The organism is Clostridium sp. CM041 (assembly GCF_055081035.1).
Genome location: NZ_CM143648.1, coordinates 3,174,261 through 3,194,361 on the forward strand (window position 1 = coordinate 3,174,261; position 20,101 = coordinate 3,194,361).

Below are 20,101 nucleotides of genomic sequence, written 5' to 3' on the forward strand. Positions count from 1 at the left end.
TAAGGAGCAAAATCCACCAATATTTTCCCTATTCTTATGATACAATTATAAAAACATTATAAAAATATTATTAAAAATATTCAAATAAATGCAGTTGAATAAGGCTTTGCTTTCATTTTAATAAATTTAACAATTCAAAATTTATTATTACTAAATTATAATTTTTATATGTTTAAAGTGGAGGGTGTATTCCTAATTTTTAAAGCAAAATTGTGGATGAGCTTCTTGGGGATAGCAAACCATCAGATATTTTTCTTTGATTAGTCTTTTGAAAATCCCTAAAGATTATATGCGCCTTGTTAGATAAATTTTATGAAACGTATTTGTTATCATTAATATGAATTTTCTAAAGATTTTTTTGTGTTTTTATATTATGAAGTAAGTACATGTAAAAATGTGTAAAAATCAATTAAGTAAGATGTTAGCTTTAGTAAAAGTTAGTATGTAGCTCCGCAGGAGATGATTTAATTAGTAAAGGTTTAGAAAGGAGAGAACTAGCATGATAAAAAAAGAAATGATAGCTATGATATTGGCAGGAGGCCAAGGGTCAAGACTAAAACAATTAACTAAAATCACAGCAAAGCCTGCGGTTCCATTTGGAGGAAAGTATAGAATTATAGATTTTTCTTTAAGTAATTGTTCTAATTCGGATATAGACACTGTAGGGGTTCTTACTCAATACCAACCTTTAGCTTTAAACTCTCATATAGGTATAGGCGCACCTTGGGATTTAGATAGGAAAAATGGAGGGGTGAGTCTACTTCCACCTTACCAAAGTCAAGATGGCGGAAATTGGTATAATGGCACAGCAGATGCTATATATCAAAACACAAATTACATCGATAGCTTTGAACCAGAGTATGTTCTTATTTTATCAGGAGACCATATTTATAAAATGGATTATTCCAAAATGTTAGATTATCACAAAGAAAAAGGCGCAGATGTTACCATTGCAGTATTAGAAGTAACGAAGGCCGAGGCAAGTAGATTTGGAATAATGAACACACGAGAGGATCACAGCATCTTTGAATTTGATGAAAAACCAGAAGAGCCTAAAAGCAATTTAGCATCTATGGGAGTTTATATTTTTAAATGGTCTGTTCTTAAACAGCTTTTAAAAGATGATAACCTTGATAAAGATTCCAGTAACGATTTTGGGAAGAATATAATACCGAAAATGTTAATAAATAATCAAAAATTATATGCATATCCATTCAAGGGATATTGGAGAGATGTTGGTACTATTGAAAGTTTATGGGAAGCTAATATGGATTTGCTATCTGACGATAACGAACTTGATATACATGATAATCAATGGAAAATATATACGGTGAATCCTATGATGCCGCCACAATATATCGGACCTAGCGCAAGCATTGACAATGCAATGCTCAATGAGGGATGTACTGTTTTTGGAGAAATAAGCAATTGTGTGCTTTTTCATGGAGTACATGTAGGAAAAAACACTAAAATAACTAATTCCGTAATTCTACCTAATACTAAAATAGGCAATAATGTGGTAATAGATAAAGCTATTATAGGAAGTAATGTTACCGTAAGACGTAATGTGCATATTGGCAATGGAGAAGACATTATTGTTATAGAACAAGGAAGAGAAATTAAGGTTGATTCAAAGAAAGTAACTAAATTATAAAACTTGCGAGGTGAGAACATGCTTAAAAATTATATAGGAATATTAATGTTAAATGAGCAAGAAGATAATATTAAAAGTCTTACAAAATCGAGACCTATAGCGTCGATTCCTATAGGTGGAAGATATAGAATTATTGATTTTGTGCTTTCAAATATGATTAATTCGGGTATTCATAATATAGGTATGTTTACTAACACAAAATCGAGGTCCTTAGTTGATCATTTAGGTTCAGGGAAATCGTGGGATTTAGATAGAAAAATAAATGGACTATTTTTGTTTAATATTACCTCAGAAACATCACAATTAAAAGATATAGATGCAATAAGTGAAAATATGGAATACATTTACAGAACTAAGCAAGAGTATGTAATAATATCTTCCTCTTATATGTTATGTAATATGGATTACAATGAAGCTGCTAAGTATCACGAAGAATCTGGTAGCGATATAACGGTAGTTTACAAAAAAACAAATAATGGAAAGAAGCATTATGTAAGTTGTAGTACTTTATATATTGATGAAGAAAATAAAGTTTTGAACATTGGAAAAAACATAGGAGCAGAGGACGAACTAAATATATCAATGGAAATGTATATAATGAAAAAAAGCACTCTTATATCTATTGTAAACAAGTGCATTCAGACTGGATATCATAGTTCGATGAAAGAAGTTATTTGTAGTGAAATTACTGAACTTAATGTAAATGCATATGAGTTTAAAGGATACCTCCAATGTGTAAATTCTATAAAAAATTACTATAAAACTAGTATGGATATGCTAAATGGTAAAGTAACCAAGGAATTATTCTTTAACAAAGGATTAATCTATACAAAGAGTAAAGATGAAGCTCCTACTAAATACTTTAATGGATCAAAGGTTAGTAATGCTTTGATTTCCAATGGATGTATTTTGAAAGGAAGTATAGAGAAAAGTATAATTTCAAGAAGGGTAACGGTACACGAAGGAGCAGAAATCAAAAATTGTATAATATTTCAGAATTGCGAAATTAAAAAAGGTTGTAAACTGACTAATGTTATAATTGATAAAAATGCAATTATAAGTGAAAATACAGTACTAAATGGGGATGAAGATTTTCCGGTGGTTATTGAAAAAAAATTTCGGCCATAACAATTTTAAAAAATAAGGTATATGAAAATAAATAACAAGTATATTTACTTGTTCAGCTTGTTAACAAACCAACAAGTAAGTATGCTTGTTTACAAAATAACAAGTATACTTACTTGTTATTTATTTTCATATATTTAATGGGGGGTTTAGTATGAAAGTATTATTTGTGGCTTCTGAAGCATATCCTTTTATAAAAACTGGAGGCCTTGGGGATGTTGCATATGCACTGCCTAAAGCTTTAAGAAAGCTCGGCATTGACGCAAGAGTAATTATACCTAAATATAGTAAAATTCCTTTGTCATTTAAAAATTGCATGGAAACTACAGCTAGTTTTAAGGTTAAAGTTGGTTGGAGAGATAAGTATTGTGGACTACAACGGTTGACTTATGATGAGGTGCCTTATTATTTTGTAGATAATGAAGATTATTTTAAAAGACCTGAGATATATGGATATTATGATGATGGAGAGAGATTCTCTTACTTTTCAAAAGCAATCTTAGAATCTATAAAATACATGGGGGATTTCGTTCCAGATATAATTCATTGTAATGATTGGCACTCTGGAATAGTACCAGCTTTACTTAAAGAAAATTATAGTGAAGACGAGCGATATAATGAAATAAAAAGTGTATTCACTATACACAATTTGAAATATCAAGGAGTATTCAACAAAGAGATACTAGGTGATTTAATAGATTTAGATTGGAAATATTTTAATGATGAAGCATTAAAATTTTATGACAATGTATCATTTATGAAGGGCGGGATCGTTTTCTCAGATGCAGTAACTACTGTAAGCAACACTTATGCAAGAGAAATACAAACTCCTTTTTATGGGGAATCGCTAGATGGATTATTAGCGTCAAAGGCTGAAAATATATATGGCATAGTAAATGGTATAGATTATGATCTCTATGATCCTAGGGTGGATAAAAAAATATTTTGCAATTATGATGAAAAAAGTATAAAACAGAAAGTGAAAAACAAATTAAAGCTACAAGAAAAACTAGGGTTTACGGTAGATGAAGAAATGCCAATGATAGGAATTACAACTAGACTAGTGAAACAAAAAGGCTTAGATTTAATTGTGGATAAACTTCAGGAATTACTTATTCTTCCTATACAAATAGTACTGCTTGGTAATGGTGAAGGATATTATGAAGATATATTTCAATACTTTGCGTCTATTTACCCAAGTAGGATATCGACAAATATTATTTTCGATGAGGAGCTAGCACAGCAAATATACGCTGCCTCAGATATGTTTTTGATGCCATCTTTATTTGAACCTTGTGGCATAGGTCAGCTTATAGCCTTAAAATATGGAAGTATTCCAATTGTCAGGGAAACAGGAGGGCTCAAAGACACCGTTATCCCTTATAATAAATATACTAGTATTGGCAATGGTTTTTCTTTTGAAAATTATAGTAGTCAAGAATTGTTAGATGCTATAAAGAGGGCTCTGGATTTATACAAAGACAAAGATTCTTGGAATAAATTAGTTCAAAATGCCATGCTTTCAAACAATAGTTGGGAAAATTCGGCTAAAAACTATATGAAATTATATAATAATCTGAAAAGTAAATTTTAAAATTGCTAGGTGGTGAATGTTATAGTAATAGATAAAGAAATATTTAAATTGGATTATGTAGAGAAATTACAAACAATGTTTGCAGAAGATGAAATTGATGCATCGCCTCTGCATCAATATTATGCTTTAGGAGCATTAGTAAAAGACTATTGCTCTAAACCATGGATAGAAAGTAATAAAGAGTATGGAAAAAATAGAGGAAAACAAGTGTATTATTTTTCTATGGAATTTTTAATTGGTAGATTACTAGATAGTAATCTAGTTAATCTAGGTATAAAGGATATTTGTGAGGATGCTCTTAATGATTTAGGAATTAGTTTAAAAAAGATAGAGGATATAGAATCGGATGCAGGGCTCGGTAATGGTGGGCTTGGAAGATTGGCAGCATGTTTCTTAGATTCTATGGCATCTACTCATATACCGGGCCATGGTTGCGGCATAAGATATAAATATGGATTATTTAAACAGAAAATAGAAAATGGTTATCAAGTAGAAGTTCCTGATAATTGGTTAAAAAATGGAAATTCATGGGAGATAAGAAAAGAAAGCAAGTCTGTAGAAGTAAGATTCGGTGGAGATGTAAATTTAAATAAAGAGAATGGATTAACAAAAGTTAGCCATGAAAATTATGAGTGTGTAAGGGCGGTACCCTACGATACTCCAATAAAAGGATATGAGAATAATACTGTAAATACATTAAGGCTTTGGAGCGCAGAAACTATGGAGGAAGATTTTGATTTTTCATCCTTTAGTCAAGGAAATTATGCAAAAGCTGGCGAAAATAAATATTCAGCGGAGGCTATTTCACAAATTTTATATCCGGATGATAGCTATGAAAAGGGTAAATTACTAAGGCTTAAGCAAGAGTATTTTTTTGTGAGTGCTGGATTACAAAGTATTTTAAGAAATTATAAAAAGAAGAAACTTTCATTTAGTGAGTTTCATAAACACGTGGCGGTGCAGATAAATGATACCCATCCGGCTGTAGCTGTGGCTGAACTAATGAGGCTATTAATTGATGAAGAAGGTTTATCTTGGGACGCTGCAATGAATATTACAACGCGAACTATGGCATATACTAACCATACAATTATGGCAGAGGCACTAGAAAAATGGCCTGTTGATATGTTTAAAAAATTACTTCCACGTATTTATATGATTGTGGAAGAAATAAACAGGCGTTTTTGTAATGAAGTGTATCATAGGTACAATGGAGATTGGAACAAAGTCAATAAAATGTCTATTATTTATGATGGATATATAAGGATGGCGTATCTCGCTATTGTAGGGAGCCATTCTGTTAATGGAGTTGCAAAATTGCATACAGAATTATTAAAGCATCAAGAATTGGCTGATTTTTATGAGTTTTTCCCAGAAAAATTTAACAACCAAACTAATGGCATAACTCATAGAAGATGGCTATTAAATTCTAACCAAAAGCTTGCAGAACTTATAACGGAAACTATAGGTTACGGGTGGGTAAAGTCTCCAAATGAGCTCCATAAATTAATGGATTATTCAAAGGATACCGCTTTTCAAGAAAAAACACATATCATAAAAACGAATAATAAAATAAAATTTTCAAACTATATATTAACCAACTATGGAACTGAAATTGATCCGAATTCCATATTTGATGTTCAGGTAAAAAGACTGCATTCCTATAAAAGACAAACTTTAAATGTACTCCATATAATGCATTTATATAACCAACTTCTTGAAAACCCTAATTTAGATATGGTTCCAAGAACTTTTATATTTGGAGCGAAAGCTTCTCCAAGTTACTATATAGCAAAACAAACTATTAAACTCATTAATACAATTGCTTCTAAGATAAATAATGATCCCATAGCACGCGGTAAAATAAAGATAGTATTCCTTGAAAATTATGGTGTGTCACTAGCTGAGAAAATTATTCCTTGTGCTGATGTTAGTGAACAGATTTCTACAGCGTCTAAGGAGGCTTCTGGAACTGGTAACATGAAATTTATGATGAATGGGGCTATAACACTAGCCACTTTAGACGGCGCAAACGTAGAAATATTTGAAGCAGTTGGAAAAGAAAATATTATATTATTCGGGCTAACATCAGAAGAAGTATTAGAATATTACAAGAATAAAAGTTATAACCCTTATGATATATATAATAGCGATCAAAGAGTAAATACTATAGTGAATCAATTGGTAAATGGATTTTTAGAAACTCCTAAAATGGAATTTATGAGCATATATGATAGTTTACTATTACACAATGATGAGTATTTTGTGCTTAAAGATTTTGATGCTTATGTAAAGGCACATAGAGAAATTGACAGGTTATATAGACAAAAATCCATTTGGCAACAAATGGCCATTACAAATATTGCTAAGTCGGGTATCTTTTCAAGTGATAATACTGTAAAGAAATATGCAAAAGAAATTTGGGGAATTCCTGAGGTTAATATTAAATTATAATTGTATAAGAATGCTGTACTATATTATCATCTAGTACAGCATTTTTTTAAATACATATTGATTTAACGAAAAAAATGTTGTAGTATTGATATACAACTATAAATACGAACAATTAATAAGAAACAAAACTTAATATTCGCAAACTCATATATGCTTAGAAATATGGACTAAGCGTTTCTACCAAGTAGCCGTAAAATACTTGACTATGGGTGTTTTAATAAAAATAGTTAAATAATTCTAAAATGAATTTTTTTATTATAAACTCCCTAGCTAACGCGTTAAGTCGTTAACAGGGGAGTTTTTTGTTTTGCAATGAATCGTATGTTGAAAATATAGTTAATAAAGGAGAAGATTATGGAAATATTAAAGGATAAAATATTAACGCAAGGGTCAGTAATAGGTAGTGGAATTTTAAAGGTTGATAGTTTTTTGAATCATCAAATTGATATAGTGCTCTTAAATGAAATTGGAAAAGAATTTAAAAAAAGGTTTGCACAACATGAAATCACAAAAATATTAACAGTTGAAGCATCAGGTATAGGAATAGCATGTATTGTGGCACAATACTTTGGTAACATTCCTGTAGTTTTTGCAAAAAAACATGAAGCCACTAATTTGGATAGCAATACATATGAAGCAGATGTGTTCTCTTTCACAAAAAATAAGAATTATAAAATTAGAACTAGTAAAAAATATATAAAAAAAGAAGATAAGATTTTAATAATTGATGACTTTTTAGCTAATGGGAACGCTGCACTAGGACTTATAAAAATTGTACGTCAAGCTGAAGCCGAAGTGGTTGGAGTGGGAATTGTAATCGAAAAAGCATTTCAAAATGGAAGAATATGCATAGAAAAGGAGGGTGTTAAAGTAGAATCATTAGCCATAATAAAATCTTTACAAGATAACAAGATAGTTTTTAGCTAAGACTTATTATTTATTATAGGGGAGGAATTAACAATGAAGAAAAAATTAGGAAGTTTATTAATAGTACTTACATTAGTTATGCCTTTAATGATTGCAGGATGTGGCACTGATAAGAAAACTGAGACAAAAGGTACGCAAAAAAAGGAAATAAACGTAGGGTTTATATATGTAGGACCTGTAGGTGACGAAGGCTGGACTTACTCTCATGATGTTGCAAGAAAAGAGATTGAAAAACAGCTAGCTGTAAAAACTTTGTATAAAGAATCAGTAAAAGAGGATTTAGCAGAAGTTGAAAAAGTATGTGAAGAAATGATTAATCAAGGAGCTAACGTTATTGTAGGAACAAGTTTTGGATTTATGGATGGAATGGAAGCATCAGCTGCGAAACATCCTGAAGTTAAATATCTACATGCATCTGGGTACAAAACTTCAGAAAATATGTCAAACTATTTTGGACGTATCTATCAAGCAAGGTATCTTTCAGGGATAGTTGCTGGAATGAAGACTAAAACTAATAAAATAGGATATGCAGCAGCACACCCAATTCCAGAAGTAATAAGAGGAATAAATGCTTTTGCTCTAGGGGTACAATCAGTGAATCCGAAAGCTGTAGTAAAAGTAAAATGGACTAATACTTGGTATGACCCAGCTAGAGAAAAAGAAGCAGGAAAGGCACTTATTGCAGAAGGTGTAGACGTAATTACCCAGCATCAAGATACTGCAGGACCATTACAAGCTGCAGAAGAAGCAGGAATATCCGCTATTGGATATAATACAGATATGAAAGCTAAAGCACCTAAAGCATATATGACATCGCCAGTTTGGAATTGGACACCATATTATGTTGAGCAAATAAAAGCTATTAAAGCCGGTACGTGGAAATCAGGAAGTTATTGGAAAGGTTTAGAATCTGGAGTAGTGAGTCTTGCGCCGCTCACAGAAAATGCACCAACTGGAGCAAAAGAGGCTGTAGAAAAGGCTAAAACAGAGATTCTTTCAGGTGAAAACAAAATATTTGTAGGACCTTTAAAGGACCAAACGGGAACTACTAAAATTGAAAAAGGTAAAGTCATGACAGATGAGGAATTACTACAATTTAATTGGTTTGTTAAAGGCGTAGAAGGAAAAATAGAGAAATAATATATGATTTTAAAATATGCAGGAGATGATTTAATATGAATGAAATCCCTTATGTATCTATAGAGAATATTAGTAAGACCTTCGGAAAGGTAATAGCTAATAAGAATATGAATTTAACGGTGCATGGTGGGGAAATTCATGCGCTACTAGGTGAAAATGGGGCAGGTAAAAGCACTCTCATGAATATGCTATCAGGGGTATATACTCCTGATAGTGGCTCTATTTTTATTCATGGGAAAAATATGAATTTTACTTCTCCAAAGGATGCTATTAAAGCTGGTATAGGAATGATTTATCAGCATTTTAAATTAGTTGAGGAAATGACTGCGAAGCAAAATATATTACTGGGTCAAAATAGAGGCTTATTTTTTAATGACAAGTTAGAAATTAAAAAGATTAATGATATATGTGAAAAATTTCATTTAGAGATGGATGTAAACAAATATGTTTGCGATATGGCAGTAGGAGAGAGGCAAAATCTTGAAATACTTAAGGTACTTTATAGAGGTGCTGATGTCTTGGTATTAGATGAACCTACTACGGTGTTTACTCAAGGTGAAACTGAAAAATTATTTAAAATAATGAGAAAGATGAAAGAACAAGGCTGTGCAATTATATTTATAAGTCATAAAATGGATGAAGTAATGGAGATCTGTGACAAAATTACTGTATTAAGAAAAGGTGAAGCTATAAAAACAGTTGAAAAAGAAAATACCACTCCAAAGCAATTAACAGAACTTATGATGGGCCGCAAAGCGGATTTATCTATAAATAAGGTAAATAAAGAGCCAGGAGATATAATGCTTAAGGTAAAGGAATTAAAAGTGTTAAATGCTGAAAAGGCAGAGATAATTAAAAATATTAGTTTCAGCCTAAGAAGTTCTGAAATTCTTGGCGTGGCTGGAATTGCTGGTAGTGGCCAAAGGGAATTATGTGAGGCCATTGCAGGAATTGAGAAGGTAGCAAGTGGTGAAATAGTTCTTGAGGGCGAGAATCTAGTAGGGAAATCTCCTAGAGATATTATTAATAAAGGTATAAGTATGAGCTTTATACCAGAAGATAGATTAGGAATGGGACTTGTTGCTTCTATGGGAATGGTGGATAACCTTTTGCTAAAGGATTACCACACGCAAAAGGGGATATTTATAGATAGAAAACCAGTCGTAATTAAAGCAAAAAAAATGGTTGAGAAGTTTGAAATTAAAACACCGGACATACATCATCCCATAAAATATTTATCAGGTGGGAATATTCAAAAAATATTAGTTGGAAGAGAATTAAGCATGTATCCGAAGATTCTTGTTATGGCATATGCCGTAAGGGGCCTGGATATTAATACATGTTATACGATTTACGACTTAATAAGTCAAGAGAAGGAAAAAGGAACGGCAGTATTATTCATTGGAGAAGATTTGGATGTATTAATTAAGTTGTGCGATAGGATTATGGTGCTTTGTGATGGTGAGGTTACTGGCATTGTTGATGCAAAAAAAGCTTCAAGAGAAGAAATTGGTATGATGATGGTGGGAAATACTGCCCAGATGGAGGAGAATTAGATGATGAAGATTGTTAAAAGAGCTGAAACTCGCAAAACTGATAATTTTAAAATTAGAAGCATTGCAATCCTCCTATCATTATTGGTACTAGGTATGTTTTTGTTAGTAATTAAACTTAATCCAATAGACGTATATGCGTCTCTTATAAAGGGGAGCTTTGGCTCGAGTTATAGTATTAAGCAAACACTTATTAAGGCAATACTACTAATTGTAGCTTCTCTTGGAATATCGATAGCCTTCAAAATGCAATTTTGGAATATTGGTGGAGAGGGACAAATAGTAATGGGAGCCTTTGCTGCTACTTTTTTTGCATTGAAGTTTCCCTATATGGATAAATTACCATTGTTATTAATAATGTTTTGTGCAGGTATTTTAGGCGGAGGATTATGGGCATTAATTGCAGCCTTACTTAAGGGGAAATGGAATACTAATGAAACAATTGTAACATTAATGCTAAATTACATAGCCTTAAAATTTATTACATACCTACAATATGGACCTTGGAAGGATAAGAGAGCAATGGGTTTCCCTAAAATACCTAATTTATCGCCAAATGCAACGCTTCCAGATGTTTTTGGTATACATATGGGATGGATAATCGCAATTATACTTGTGATTATAGTGTATATTTTCATGAAATATACTAAGAAGGGTTATGAAATTTCGGTGCTTGGAGAAAGTGAAAAAACAGCATTGTATGCAGGCATTAAAATCAGAAAAACCATGTACATAGCTATATTTTTAAGTGGAGCACTATGTGGAATTGCAGGTGTAATTCAAGTATCAGCTGTAAGTAGGACACTGTCTGCACAAGTTGCAGGTGGGGCAGGATTTACAGCTATAATTATAGCTTGGCTTTCAGGATTAAGTGCACCCATTATAGTAATAGTATCTATACTATTTGCGGCTCTATTACAAGGAGCGTCATTTATTCAAACAGCATTTGGAATACCTGAAGCGGCTGCACAATTAATACAAGCAATTATACTGTTTTTTGTATTAGGCAGTGAATTCTTCATTAAATATAAAATAAATTTTAACTATCAAGGCATACTAAAGGAGGAAAATAGAAATGAATAGTATAACAACATTTTTAGCCGCTGCGGTTGTAGCAGGTACACCTCTACTTTTTGCCACATTAGGTGAATTATTAACTGAAAAGGTAGGTAACCTTAATTTAGGTGTAGAAGGCATGATGCTTATGGGATCTGTCATTGGATTTATGGCAGGCTTAAGTACGGGAAATCCTGTTATAGCAATGATAGCTGCAGCGATTTCAGGAGCCTTTGGAGCGTTAATTTATGCGTTTTTAACTATAACACTTCGGGCAAATCAAGTTGTATGTGGTCTTACGCTAACTATATTTGGAACAGGGTTCTCAAGTATGATAGGTAAAAAATTGATTGGGCAAGTTACCCCGGATAAGGTTAAATCATTTTTCGTACCTAAAAGAATTCCATTAATTGGAGATATACCTTTTATAGGAGATATATTTTTTAATCAAGATGTGTTTGTATATTTGGGATATATTATAACTTTGCTTTTGTTTATATATTTATATAAAACTACTAAGGGCTTAAACACCATGGCAGTTGGCGAAAATCCTGCAGCTGCCGATGCAGCTAGTATAAACGTTAATTTGTATAAATATGTGAATACATTAGTAGGCGGAGCTCTTTGTGGTCTTGGAGGAGCATATCTATCTCTTGTTTATGTTCCAGCATGGCAGGAGAATGTAACATCTGGCAGAGGATGGATAGCAGTGGCCTTAGTAATTTTTGCAACTTGGAGACCTCATAGAGCGATTATAGGAGCATACCTTTTTGGAGGGCTTGACATAGTAGGTTTTAGACTTCAAGGATTACCTAATTTTTCAGTATCTCAATATCTTATTGATTTGCTACCATATTTAGTTACAATAATTATTTTAGTAATAGTATCAATGAAAAAATCTAGTAAAAACTCACCACCGGCTGGACTCGGAAACCCCTATTTTAGAGAAGAAAGATAGTTAATTTCTCGAATTTTTTTACATGATACATAATAGGGGACATTTAATAATTATTCAAATGCAAATAGTTGTTAACTGTCCCCAATTATTTTATGTTTTGTGTATAATAATAGTATGATATATAATAGGAATGGTGACAAAATGAAATATGCAGTTATTACATTTACAGAAAAGGGAGATCAAATAGCTAATATTTTAGCTTCAAGCCTTAACATTGATTTGTATTCAAAGAAAAAGCAAAGTGATTTTAATTTTAAGGAAGTTAGTAGAAATGCAATGGAAAACTATAGAGGTGTAATATTTATAAGTTCTACGGGTATTGCAGTTAGAGCTATAGCACCATACATAAAAAGTAAGGATGTGGACCCTGCAGTATTAGTTATAGATAATTCTTGTAATTATGTTATAAGTCTTTTAAGTGGTCATTTAGGAGGGGCAAATGAGCTTACATTAAAGGTTAGTAAGCTTCTCGGATCACAAGCTATAATAACTACTGCTACAGATAATTTAGGGATTTATGCTCCAGATATGATAGCAAAAGATAATGGACTTATAATTGAAGATTTGAAAAAAGCAAAAGACATAGCGGCCCTTTTAGTAGAAGGAAGAAAAATTGGATTTTTTGATGAAAGAGGAATAGTACAAACGCCCGCTGGATATAGTAGTAATTTAGAGGATATTAGTGGGTTACTATACATTTGCAGCTCAGAGAGTACTAATAATCATAATATAGTGCCTACGCTTAAATTAATAAGAAGAAATATCGTACTAGGGATAGGATGTAGAAAAGATTTTTCAACCCAGAAAATGAAACAAACTGTATTAGGGGTTCTTAAAGAATATAATATAGATATTAGGTCTATAAAGTCTATAACCACGATTTTGATAAAAAAAGATGAGGTAGCAATAAATGCGCTAGTAGATTATTTTAAATGCCAACTTAAAATATTTACGGCAGAAGATATAAAGCAAGTACAACATAAATTTTACGGAAGTGATTTCGTTGAAAAAACTATTGGAGTTAGAGCTGTTTGTGAGCCTTGTGTAGAACTTAGTGGTGCAAGGATTATAAAAAATAAGATGAAATTAGATGGTATGACGTTATGTATAGGTGAAGTATGATATAATAAAGAAGATATTTTTAGTAACAATTATGCAATAAGAGGAGTGTATTTATATGACAACAGATAATAAAGAAGAAGTTATAATGAAAGATATGACACTAGATAGTAGTGAAGAAATTACAATGAAAGATGCGATGGATAATACTGATGACGTTCTTTTAGCTAAAAAAAGAGAAGATAGCGTTAAAGTATGGGAAAAATTCCAGGAAATCGTAGATGAAAATAAAACGTTAGAAGTAACAGTTAGCGATATAGTAAAAGGCGGAGTTACGGCTTATATTGATGGAGTTAGAGCATTTATACCTGCGTCACAAATCTCAGATTCATATATAGAAAACTTAGAAGACTTTAAAGGTAAAACTTTAGAAGTTAAAATAATAGAACTTGATAAAGAAAATAAAAACATAGTTCTATCAAGAAGAGTAATAGAAAAAGAAGAAAATGAAGGTAAGAAAGATATAATTTGGAATGAACTTAAAAAGGGCGATAAGAGAAATGGTGTTATAACTAGACTTGCTAAATTTGGTGCTTTTGTAGATTTAGGTGGCATTGATGGTCTTATTCACGTTTCACAATTATCATGGAAAAGAGTTCAAGATCCAGCAGAGGTAGTGGCAGTTGGAGATGAAGTCGAAGTTACTATTTTAGATTTTGATAAAGAAAAAGGAAGAATATCTTTAGGACTTAAATCAGAAGCAGGAAACCCATGGAAGAATATAGTAAGCAACTACAAGCCTGGTGCTATAGTAGAAGGAACTGTTGTAAAATTAATGGATTTCGGTGCTTTTGTACAACTTGAATCAGGAGTAGAAGGACTAGTTCATTTATCAGAAATATCAGAAGAACGTATAGCAAAAGTTTCTGACGTATTAAAAGTTGGAGAAGTTGTAAAAGTTAAAATCGGTGAAATAAACGAAAAAGATAGAAGAATAAGCCTAAGTATTAGAGAAGCAGCAAGAGGAAATGAAGATTTTTCACAATATAAGCAAGAAGAAGAAGCTGGATTAACTTTAGCTGATATATTAGGAGATAAATTCAAAAACTTTAAATTTGAATAAAATTATAAGTAAAAATAATTAATAATAGTTTTACTTAATAGAGCTACAAGAAGCATAGATTTTTAAAAAAGTATATGCTGAATTAAGAAGATGATTTCTGTATTGTAAACAGGAATCATCTTTTTTAGGTTCCATTGATATCTAAATTTAATATCTACTTTTAATAGATTTTTTTAGAAACATATGGTAATATATTTATAAAATGTAATTTAATGATATGAAAGAAGGGGATTTTAGTGAGTGAAGTTAAAAAACTTAAAACAAGAGATGAAATTGACAGCATGTACAAGTGGAACGTACAAAAGATGTATAAGAGTTCTGCGGCGTGGGAAGAAGATTTTGAAATACTAAGATCTAAAGCATCAGAAATGCAAAGATTTTCAGGGAAACTGGGCACTGCTGAGGAGTTATTATCATTTTTAGAAAGCAATGTAGAGATTCAAAGACTTCTAGAAAAATTGCTTGTATATGCACATTTAAGAGGGGATGAGGATACAGCTAAGGCAGAGTTTCAAGTGCTTAAAAATAAGATTGATTCATATGCCGCAGAAGTTTCGAGTGCCACTGCATTTTTTGTCCCTGAACTATTATCATTAAAAGAGGGCTTTATAGATGAGGCAATTTGTAAGATTCCAAAACTTAAAATATATGAATTCTACTTACTAGATATTTTAAGTCAAAAGCCTCATACATTAAGTGTAGAGGGAGAAAAGCTATTAGCCTCTGTAAGCGACTGCTTAAATGCCCCGGGAAATATATTTGAAATGCTTACAAATGCAGATATGACGTTTCCAAGTATAAAAGATGAAAAAGGTAATGAAATTGAATTAACAGAAGGAAACTACAGTATTTTTATAAAATCGAAGGATAGAAGGGTAAGAAAAGATGCCTTTGAAACATTATTTGGAACATATAAGGGGTTTAGAAATACGTTAACAACATCTTTAACATCATCAATAAAAAACTTTGTATTTAATGCAAAAACAAGAAATTATGCATCAGCATTAGAAAGCTCATTAAAGCCTAATAATATTCCAGTAGAGGTTTATCATAATGTGGTGGATACTATAAACAACAATCTAGACTCCCTCCATAAATATGTAAGACTTAAAAAGAAACTTTTAGGACTTGATGAAATTCATATGTATGATTTATATGTGCCAATAGTTGATGCGGTGCAAGATAGTATTGAGTACGAAGATGCTGTTAAGATAGCATTAGATGGTATTAAACCTTTGGGTCAAGAATATTTAAATATATTTAAGGAAGGAATTAGTGAAGGCTGGGTAGATGTATTTGAAAATAAGGGTAAACGTTCTGGGGCATATTCATCGGGATGCTATGACAGTATGCCATATGTACTCTTGAATTATAACCACCAATTAAATGATGTATCTACGCTTGCTCATGAAATGGGGCACTCTATTCATTCTTATTATTCAAGGAAGAATCAACCATATATATATTCAGAGTATGAGTTATTCTGTGCGGAAGTAGCATCTACAACTAATGAATGTTTACTAATAGATTATTTAATTAAAAATGAGACAGATAAGAAGAAAAGACTATTCTTAATAAATCAGCAATTGGAAGGAATAAGAACTACAGTATTTAGACAATGTATGTTTGCAGAGTTTGAAAAAACAACCCATGAAAATATTGAACAGGGTAACCCATTATCTCCAGAGGACTTATGTAAAATTTATCATGATTTAAACCAAAAATATTTTGGAACTGAAATGGTGGTAGATGAGGGTATTGATATGGAATGGGCAAGAATTCCCCACTTTTACAGCGACTTCTATGTATATCAATATACTACAGGTTTTGCAGCAGCTAATTCTTTCAGTAAAATGATAGTTGAAGAGGGCGAAAGTGCTGTAGAAAGATATAAAGGATTCTTAAAGAGCGGTGGAAGTGACTATCCAATAAATATACTTAAAAAAGCAGGGGTAGATATGTCATCACCAAAACCTTTAGAGGATACTATAAGAAGATTTGATGAATTATTAGAAATGCTCGAAAAAGAGATATAAAAAAAGTATGAAGTTTCTCCTGGGGGACTTGCAATAAGAGCTTGGGACTGGAAATTCCATTAAGGAATTCTAATCTTTTGCAAATATAAAATTCTCTAACATTCACACTCGACGTCCTGTCTCGGGTTCACTAGCTTGCACTTCCTGTGCAAGCTTACGAGAATTTTATATTGGCAAAAGAAGAATTCCTAAATGGAATTTCAATAGCCCTGCACTTCTTATTGCAAGTCACTTCGGAGAAACTTCATACTTACTATTAAGCTCTTATTTTAAGCACACCTCTGATATAACAGAGATAATGACTACAGAATTAAATATATTAATATTTAATACACAGTTGTAAAAAAACAGCGAAGTAAAGATTATTTATAGTGCGCCCTATCAGGAGGATAAGAAAGATGAAATATACAAGTACATTGATTGTGGTGAAAGATATGGAAAGAGCCAAGCAATTTTATCATGATGTATTAGGCTTAGATGTTATTGCCGACTTCGGAGCAAATGTGACTTTGACAGATGGTATTGGATTACAGACTATTGACACTTGGAATGACTTTATCCATAAACAGGACAGTGAAATTGTTTTCTGTAACAATGCGAGTGAACTGTATTTTGAAGAAGATGATATGGATGTTTTTTTCGAAAAGCTGAATGATATAAAAAATATTGACTATGTACATCCGCTGATTGAACATTCATGGGGACAGAGAGTGGTTCGTTTCTATGATTTGGATAAGCACATCATTGAAGTTGGTGAAAATATTATTACGGTCGTTAAACAATTTTTGAATAGTGGTCTCTCTATTGAAGAAACTGCTGTCCGTATGGATGTACCTGTTGATTATGTGAAATCATGTTTAGCGTAGGGAATGAGTATAATGTGTAATTGAGTTAATTCGTTTTCTGAATAGGTTTGGATTCAGATGTTGAGCCGCTAAAAACTATCACCATAAGTATATGCTTAAATGATGATAGCCACTAAAGTTGCTCAATTTCTGAAACAAGCTAAAGAACGATGCCGCGTTTCCACTACTATGGAGATTCAATCTTTTCCCTCTTTCTGAAATTTTCTTTAACACTAAGAGTATTAACTTTAATTTCCACAAATGCATCTTAAATCATTCTAAGCCTTGATTATTTTCTAAAAATAGACGTAATTTCCCCCTCCCCTAAATAAAAACTTTATGCTATTTTATTTATTCCTCCTGGTGGCGAATAATTTTGGCGATTTAATTTCTCTTTTGTAATCATTTTACCTTTACCACAGCAAGAACAGATATTTATATCTATCCCTGTCAGCTTTAAAAGAAGCTCCGCTGCACTTAACTTAACTTCTAAATTTTTATTTTCTATTGTTCCTGTAAGTTCTTTGCATTTTTGAAGCTTAGTTGACCTATTTCTATTGCTTAATATTCCATAATGTCTAATTTTAACAAACTTTCTTGGTAAAACATGCATGAGAAATCTTCTAATAAATTCATCTACTGTAAGTGTCATAAACTTTTCTTTATTATGGTCTTTATAATCTCTCCATTTAAATGTTACATATCCATTTTCTAAATTTACAATTCGATGATTAGATATCGCTACTCTATGAGTATATCTACCAAGGTATTCAAGTACGTACTCCGCACTCCCAAAAGGAGGTCTACAATATACAATCCATTCTTTTTTATATAACTTATCTATGAAGCTCTGAAATATATGTTTCTTTGTTAATTCCTCAATTCCTGTAGTATATTTAAGTGCATTACTATAATAAGCTCTTTTAAGGTAAAATAAAAATTTACCTCTAAATTTTCTTGAAAGCACTTTCACTGGGATAAAGAAATCTTTTTTTGAATTTATCCATCGGTTACCATCTAAAGTTAATCCGCCACTAGGAACTATGCAATGTACGTGTGGATGATTCATTAAATTTTGACCCCACGTATGCAAAATTGCCATAAATCCAATTTCTGCTCCTAAATGTTTTTTATCACTTGAAAGTTCAAGTAGTGTTTCAGAAACAGATTTAAATAGAATAGAATACATTTCCTTTTGATTTGTTAATGTTATATAGTTAAGCTCTTCAGGAATAGTGAAAACTACATGAAAATACCCTACGGATAATAAATCCTCTTTTCTTTTTTCAAGCCATCTTTCCTTGGCTAAAGTTTGGCATTTAGGACAATGCCTGTTTCGGCAGGAATTATAAGAAACCCTAACATGCCCACATTCATCACATTCGTCTACATGACCACCAAGCTCTGCTGTTCTACAAGCTTCAATATCTATCATAGTTTTTAAAATATTCAGCGGAAGCTGATGAGTTCTCCTATATTCATCACCATGTTGATTGAATATATCTTGAATCTCAATCATCGTTCTCTCCTAAGAGGATATCCAACGGACTCTTTATATTAAGTAAATCCATCCTTCTAAGATGTAAATAGATAGTGGTAGTAGTAATTCGGGTATGTCCTAAAAGTCTTTGAATATAGCAGATATCCGTGCCAGCATCCAATAAGTGAGTTGCAAAGCTATGGCGAAGCGTATGGACAGTTGCATGCTTAGTGATTTTAGTTTTTTTTATAGATTTCTCGAGCATTTTCTGAACACTACGTGGACTTATAGAATCTGTACGACACTTTCCAGAAAATAAATATTCCGTAGGATGATATCTGCTCCAATACTCTCTGAGGATTTCTAAATTTGCTTTAGATAACAATGAATATCTATCTTTTTTACCTTTGCCCTCTCTAATTAATATTTGCATGTTTTTACTATCAATATCTGTTATTTTTAGGTTACAAACTTCACTAACTCTTAATCCTGCGGAGTAGACCGTCATGAGAATTGCTTTATGCTTAAGGTTTTCAGTAACATCAAAGATAGATTTAACCTCATCTGGAGATAATACAGAAGGTAATTTTGATGGTTCTTTCATCCTTGCGATTTTGTCCGAATTCCAATATCTATTTAGAGTTTTAGTATAAAAAAATTTAAGACTTGAATTAATATAATTAACTGTTCCTTCACTTAATTTTTTTTTAATGATACAATAATGTAGATAGTCACAAATTTCTTTTTCACCTAAATACTTTGGTGATTTGTTGTAAAATTTAGCAAAGTTACTAACGTGATTGATATAGCTTTTTATAGTCATTGGACTATAACCCCTTAGTTCCATATTCATTTTCATTTTTTCTCTTAATTCTGACATAAATAATAACACTTCCTTATTTTTTATTTCGACAATAAAAGTTTATAGGAAGTGTGTATTATAATAAAGAAGTATCTTAGTCAAATAGGATACTTCTTTCTATTTTATTTAAGTAAAAATTAAATTAATATGATTAGCACTTGTCTGCCACCGTTTTTAGCGGTTTAGTTCTATTCTTATATCACGTCACAATAGTATAAAAAATGCGACTTATGAA

General features: G+C 31.7%; 15 protein-coding genes and 1 riboswitch. Of the genes, 13 read left to right on the plus strand and 2 right to left on the minus strand.

Going from position 1 to position 20,101, the window contains the following annotated elements:
• Positions 1–499: 499 nt before the first annotated feature.
• From ACWJJT_RS14995 to ACWJJT_RS15055, 13 genes are all read left to right on the plus strand, one after another.
• Positions 500–1,654 carry a glucose-1-phosphate adenylyltransferase gene (locus ACWJJT_RS14995; protein WP_462955267.1) on the plus strand — a complete coding sequence of 385 codons (1,155 nt, stop codon included), beginning with the start codon at positions 500–502 and terminating at the stop codon, positions 1,652–1,654.
• Positions 1,655–1,672: 18 nt separating this feature from the next.
• Positions 1,673–2,782, plus strand: a complete 1,110-nt coding sequence (gene glgD, locus ACWJJT_RS15000) for a glucose-1-phosphate adenylyltransferase subunit GlgD (RefSeq protein ID WP_462955268.1) — start codon at positions 1,673–1,675, stop codon at positions 2,780–2,782.
• A gap of 151 nt (positions 2,783–2,933) precedes the next feature.
• Positions 2,934–4,373 (plus strand): glycogen synthase GlgA, encoded by a 1,440-nt coding sequence (glgA, locus tag ACWJJT_RS15005; RefSeq protein WP_462955269.1) that lies wholly within the window; start codon positions 2,934–2,936, stop codon positions 4,371–4,373.
• A gap of 21 nt (positions 4,374–4,394) precedes the next feature.
• Entirely contained in the window at positions 4,395–6,827 is a 2,433-nt protein-coding gene (locus tag ACWJJT_RS15010) for a glycogen/starch/alpha-glucan phosphorylase (protein WP_462956793.1), read from the plus strand.
• 124 nt (positions 6,828–6,951) lie between these two features.
• A riboswitch (purine riboswitch) is annotated at positions 6,952–7,053 on the plus strand.
• Positions 7,054–7,181: 128 nt separating this feature from the next.
• Entirely contained in the window at positions 7,182–7,754 is a 573-nt protein-coding gene (locus tag ACWJJT_RS15015; protein ID WP_165411646.1) for a xanthine phosphoribosyltransferase, read from the plus strand.
• A 33-nt stretch (positions 7,755–7,787) separates the two neighbouring features.
• On the plus strand, positions 7,788–8,894 hold the full coding sequence (locus ACWJJT_RS15020; protein ID WP_462952807.1) for a BMP family ABC transporter substrate-binding protein: 1,107 nt from the start codon (positions 7,788–7,790) through the stop codon (positions 8,892–8,894).
• 35 nt (positions 8,895–8,929) lie between these two features.
• Positions 8,930–10,450: an ABC transporter ATP-binding protein gene (locus tag ACWJJT_RS15025; protein WP_462955270.1), complete on the plus strand. Its 1,521-nt coding sequence runs from the start codon at positions 8,930–8,932 to the stop codon at positions 10,448–10,450.
• Positions 10,451–11,530, plus strand: a complete 1,080-nt coding sequence (locus ACWJJT_RS15030) for an ABC transporter permease (RefSeq protein WP_220286062.1) — start codon at positions 10,451–10,453, stop codon at positions 11,528–11,530.
• Complete coding sequence (locus tag ACWJJT_RS15035) at positions 11,523–12,461, plus strand: ABC transporter permease (RefSeq protein WP_216301951.1); 939 nt, start codon at positions 11,523–11,525, stop codon at positions 12,459–12,461. The genes ACWJJT_RS15030 and ACWJJT_RS15035 overlap by 8 nt, the downstream gene beginning before the upstream one ends.
• A gap of 141 nt (positions 12,462–12,602) precedes the next feature.
• Entirely contained in the window at positions 12,603–13,583 is a 981-nt protein-coding gene (gene cbiG, locus ACWJJT_RS15040; RefSeq protein WP_462955271.1) for a cobalt-precorrin 5A hydrolase, read from the plus strand.
• A 55-nt stretch (positions 13,584–13,638) separates the two neighbouring features.
• Positions 13,639–14,643, plus strand: a complete 1,005-nt coding sequence (gene rpsA / locus ACWJJT_RS15045; protein ID WP_462955272.1) for a 30S ribosomal protein S1 — start codon at positions 13,639–13,641, stop codon at positions 14,641–14,643.
• 236 nt (positions 14,644–14,879) lie between these two features.
• A complete protein-coding gene (gene pepF, locus ACWJJT_RS15050) occupies positions 14,880–16,679 on the plus strand; it encodes an oligoendopeptidase F (protein WP_462955273.1) in 1,800 nt (599 codons plus the stop codon).
• A 398-nt stretch (positions 16,680–17,077) separates the two neighbouring features.
• Positions 17,078–17,545, plus strand: a complete 468-nt coding sequence (locus tag ACWJJT_RS15055; RefSeq protein WP_462955274.1) for a VOC family protein — start codon at positions 17,078–17,080, stop codon at positions 17,543–17,545.
• Positions 17,546–17,861: 316 nt separating this feature from the next.
• Here the strand turns inward: ACWJJT_RS15055 and ACWJJT_RS15060 are convergent, their stop codons facing one another.
• The gene (locus ACWJJT_RS15060; RefSeq protein WP_462955275.1) at positions 17,862–19,043 is read right to left on the minus strand and encodes an IS91 family transposase; all 1,182 of its coding nucleotides are present in this window, start codon (positions 19,041–19,043) and stop codon (positions 17,862–17,864) included.
• On the minus strand, positions 19,036–19,884 hold the full coding sequence (xerA, locus tag ACWJJT_RS15065; RefSeq protein ID WP_462955276.1) for a site-specific tyrosine recombinase/integron integrase: 849 nt from the start codon (positions 19,882–19,884) through the stop codon (positions 19,036–19,038). The genes ACWJJT_RS15060 and xerA overlap by 8 nt, the downstream gene beginning before the upstream one ends.
• Positions 19,885–20,101 lie beyond the last annotated feature (217 nt).

Bases quoted from the DNA above. Each gene is read 5' to 3' on its own strand.
- cbiG (WP_462955271.1), top strand. From the start codon at position 12,603: ATGAAATATGCAGTTATTACATTTACAGAAAAGGGAGATCAAATAGCT.
- rpsA (WP_462955272.1), top strand. From the start codon at position 13,639: ATGACAACAGATAATAAAGAAGAAGTTATAATGAAAGATATGACACTA.
- ACWJJT_RS15020 (WP_462952807.1), top strand. From the start codon at position 7,788: ATGAAGAAAAAATTAGGAAGTTTATTAATAGTACTTACATTAGTTATG.
- glgA (WP_462955269.1), top strand. From the start codon at position 2,934: ATGAAAGTATTATTTGTGGCTTCTGAAGCATATCCTTTTATAAAAACT.
- ACWJJT_RS15055 (WP_462955274.1), top strand. From the start codon at position 17,078: ATGAAATATACAAGTACATTGATTGTGGTGAAAGATATGGAAAGAGCC.
- ACWJJT_RS14995 (WP_462955267.1), top strand. From the start codon at position 500: ATGATAAAAAAAGAAATGATAGCTATGATATTGGCAGGAGGCCAAGGG.
- ACWJJT_RS15025 (WP_462955270.1), top strand. From the start codon at position 8,930: ATGAATGAAATCCCTTATGTATCTATAGAGAATATTAGTAAGACCTTC.
- ACWJJT_RS15060 (WP_462955275.1), bottom strand. From the start codon at position 19,043: ATGATTGAGATTCAAGATATATTCAATCAACATGGTGATGAATATAGG.
- ACWJJT_RS15035 (WP_216301951.1), top strand. From the start codon at position 11,523: ATGAATAGTATAACAACATTTTTAGCCGCTGCGGTTGTAGCAGGTACA.
- ACWJJT_RS15030 (WP_220286062.1), top strand. From the start codon at position 10,451: ATGATGAAGATTGTTAAAAGAGCTGAAACTCGCAAAACTGATAATTTT.
- ACWJJT_RS15015 (WP_165411646.1), top strand. From the start codon at position 7,182: ATGGAAATATTAAAGGATAAAATATTAACGCAAGGGTCAGTAATAGGT.
- glgD (WP_462955268.1), top strand. From the start codon at position 1,673: ATGCTTAAAAATTATATAGGAATATTAATGTTAAATGAGCAAGAAGAT.
- xerA (WP_462955276.1), bottom strand. From the start codon at position 19,884: ATGTCAGAATTAAGAGAAAAAATGAAAATGAATATGGAACTAAGGGGT.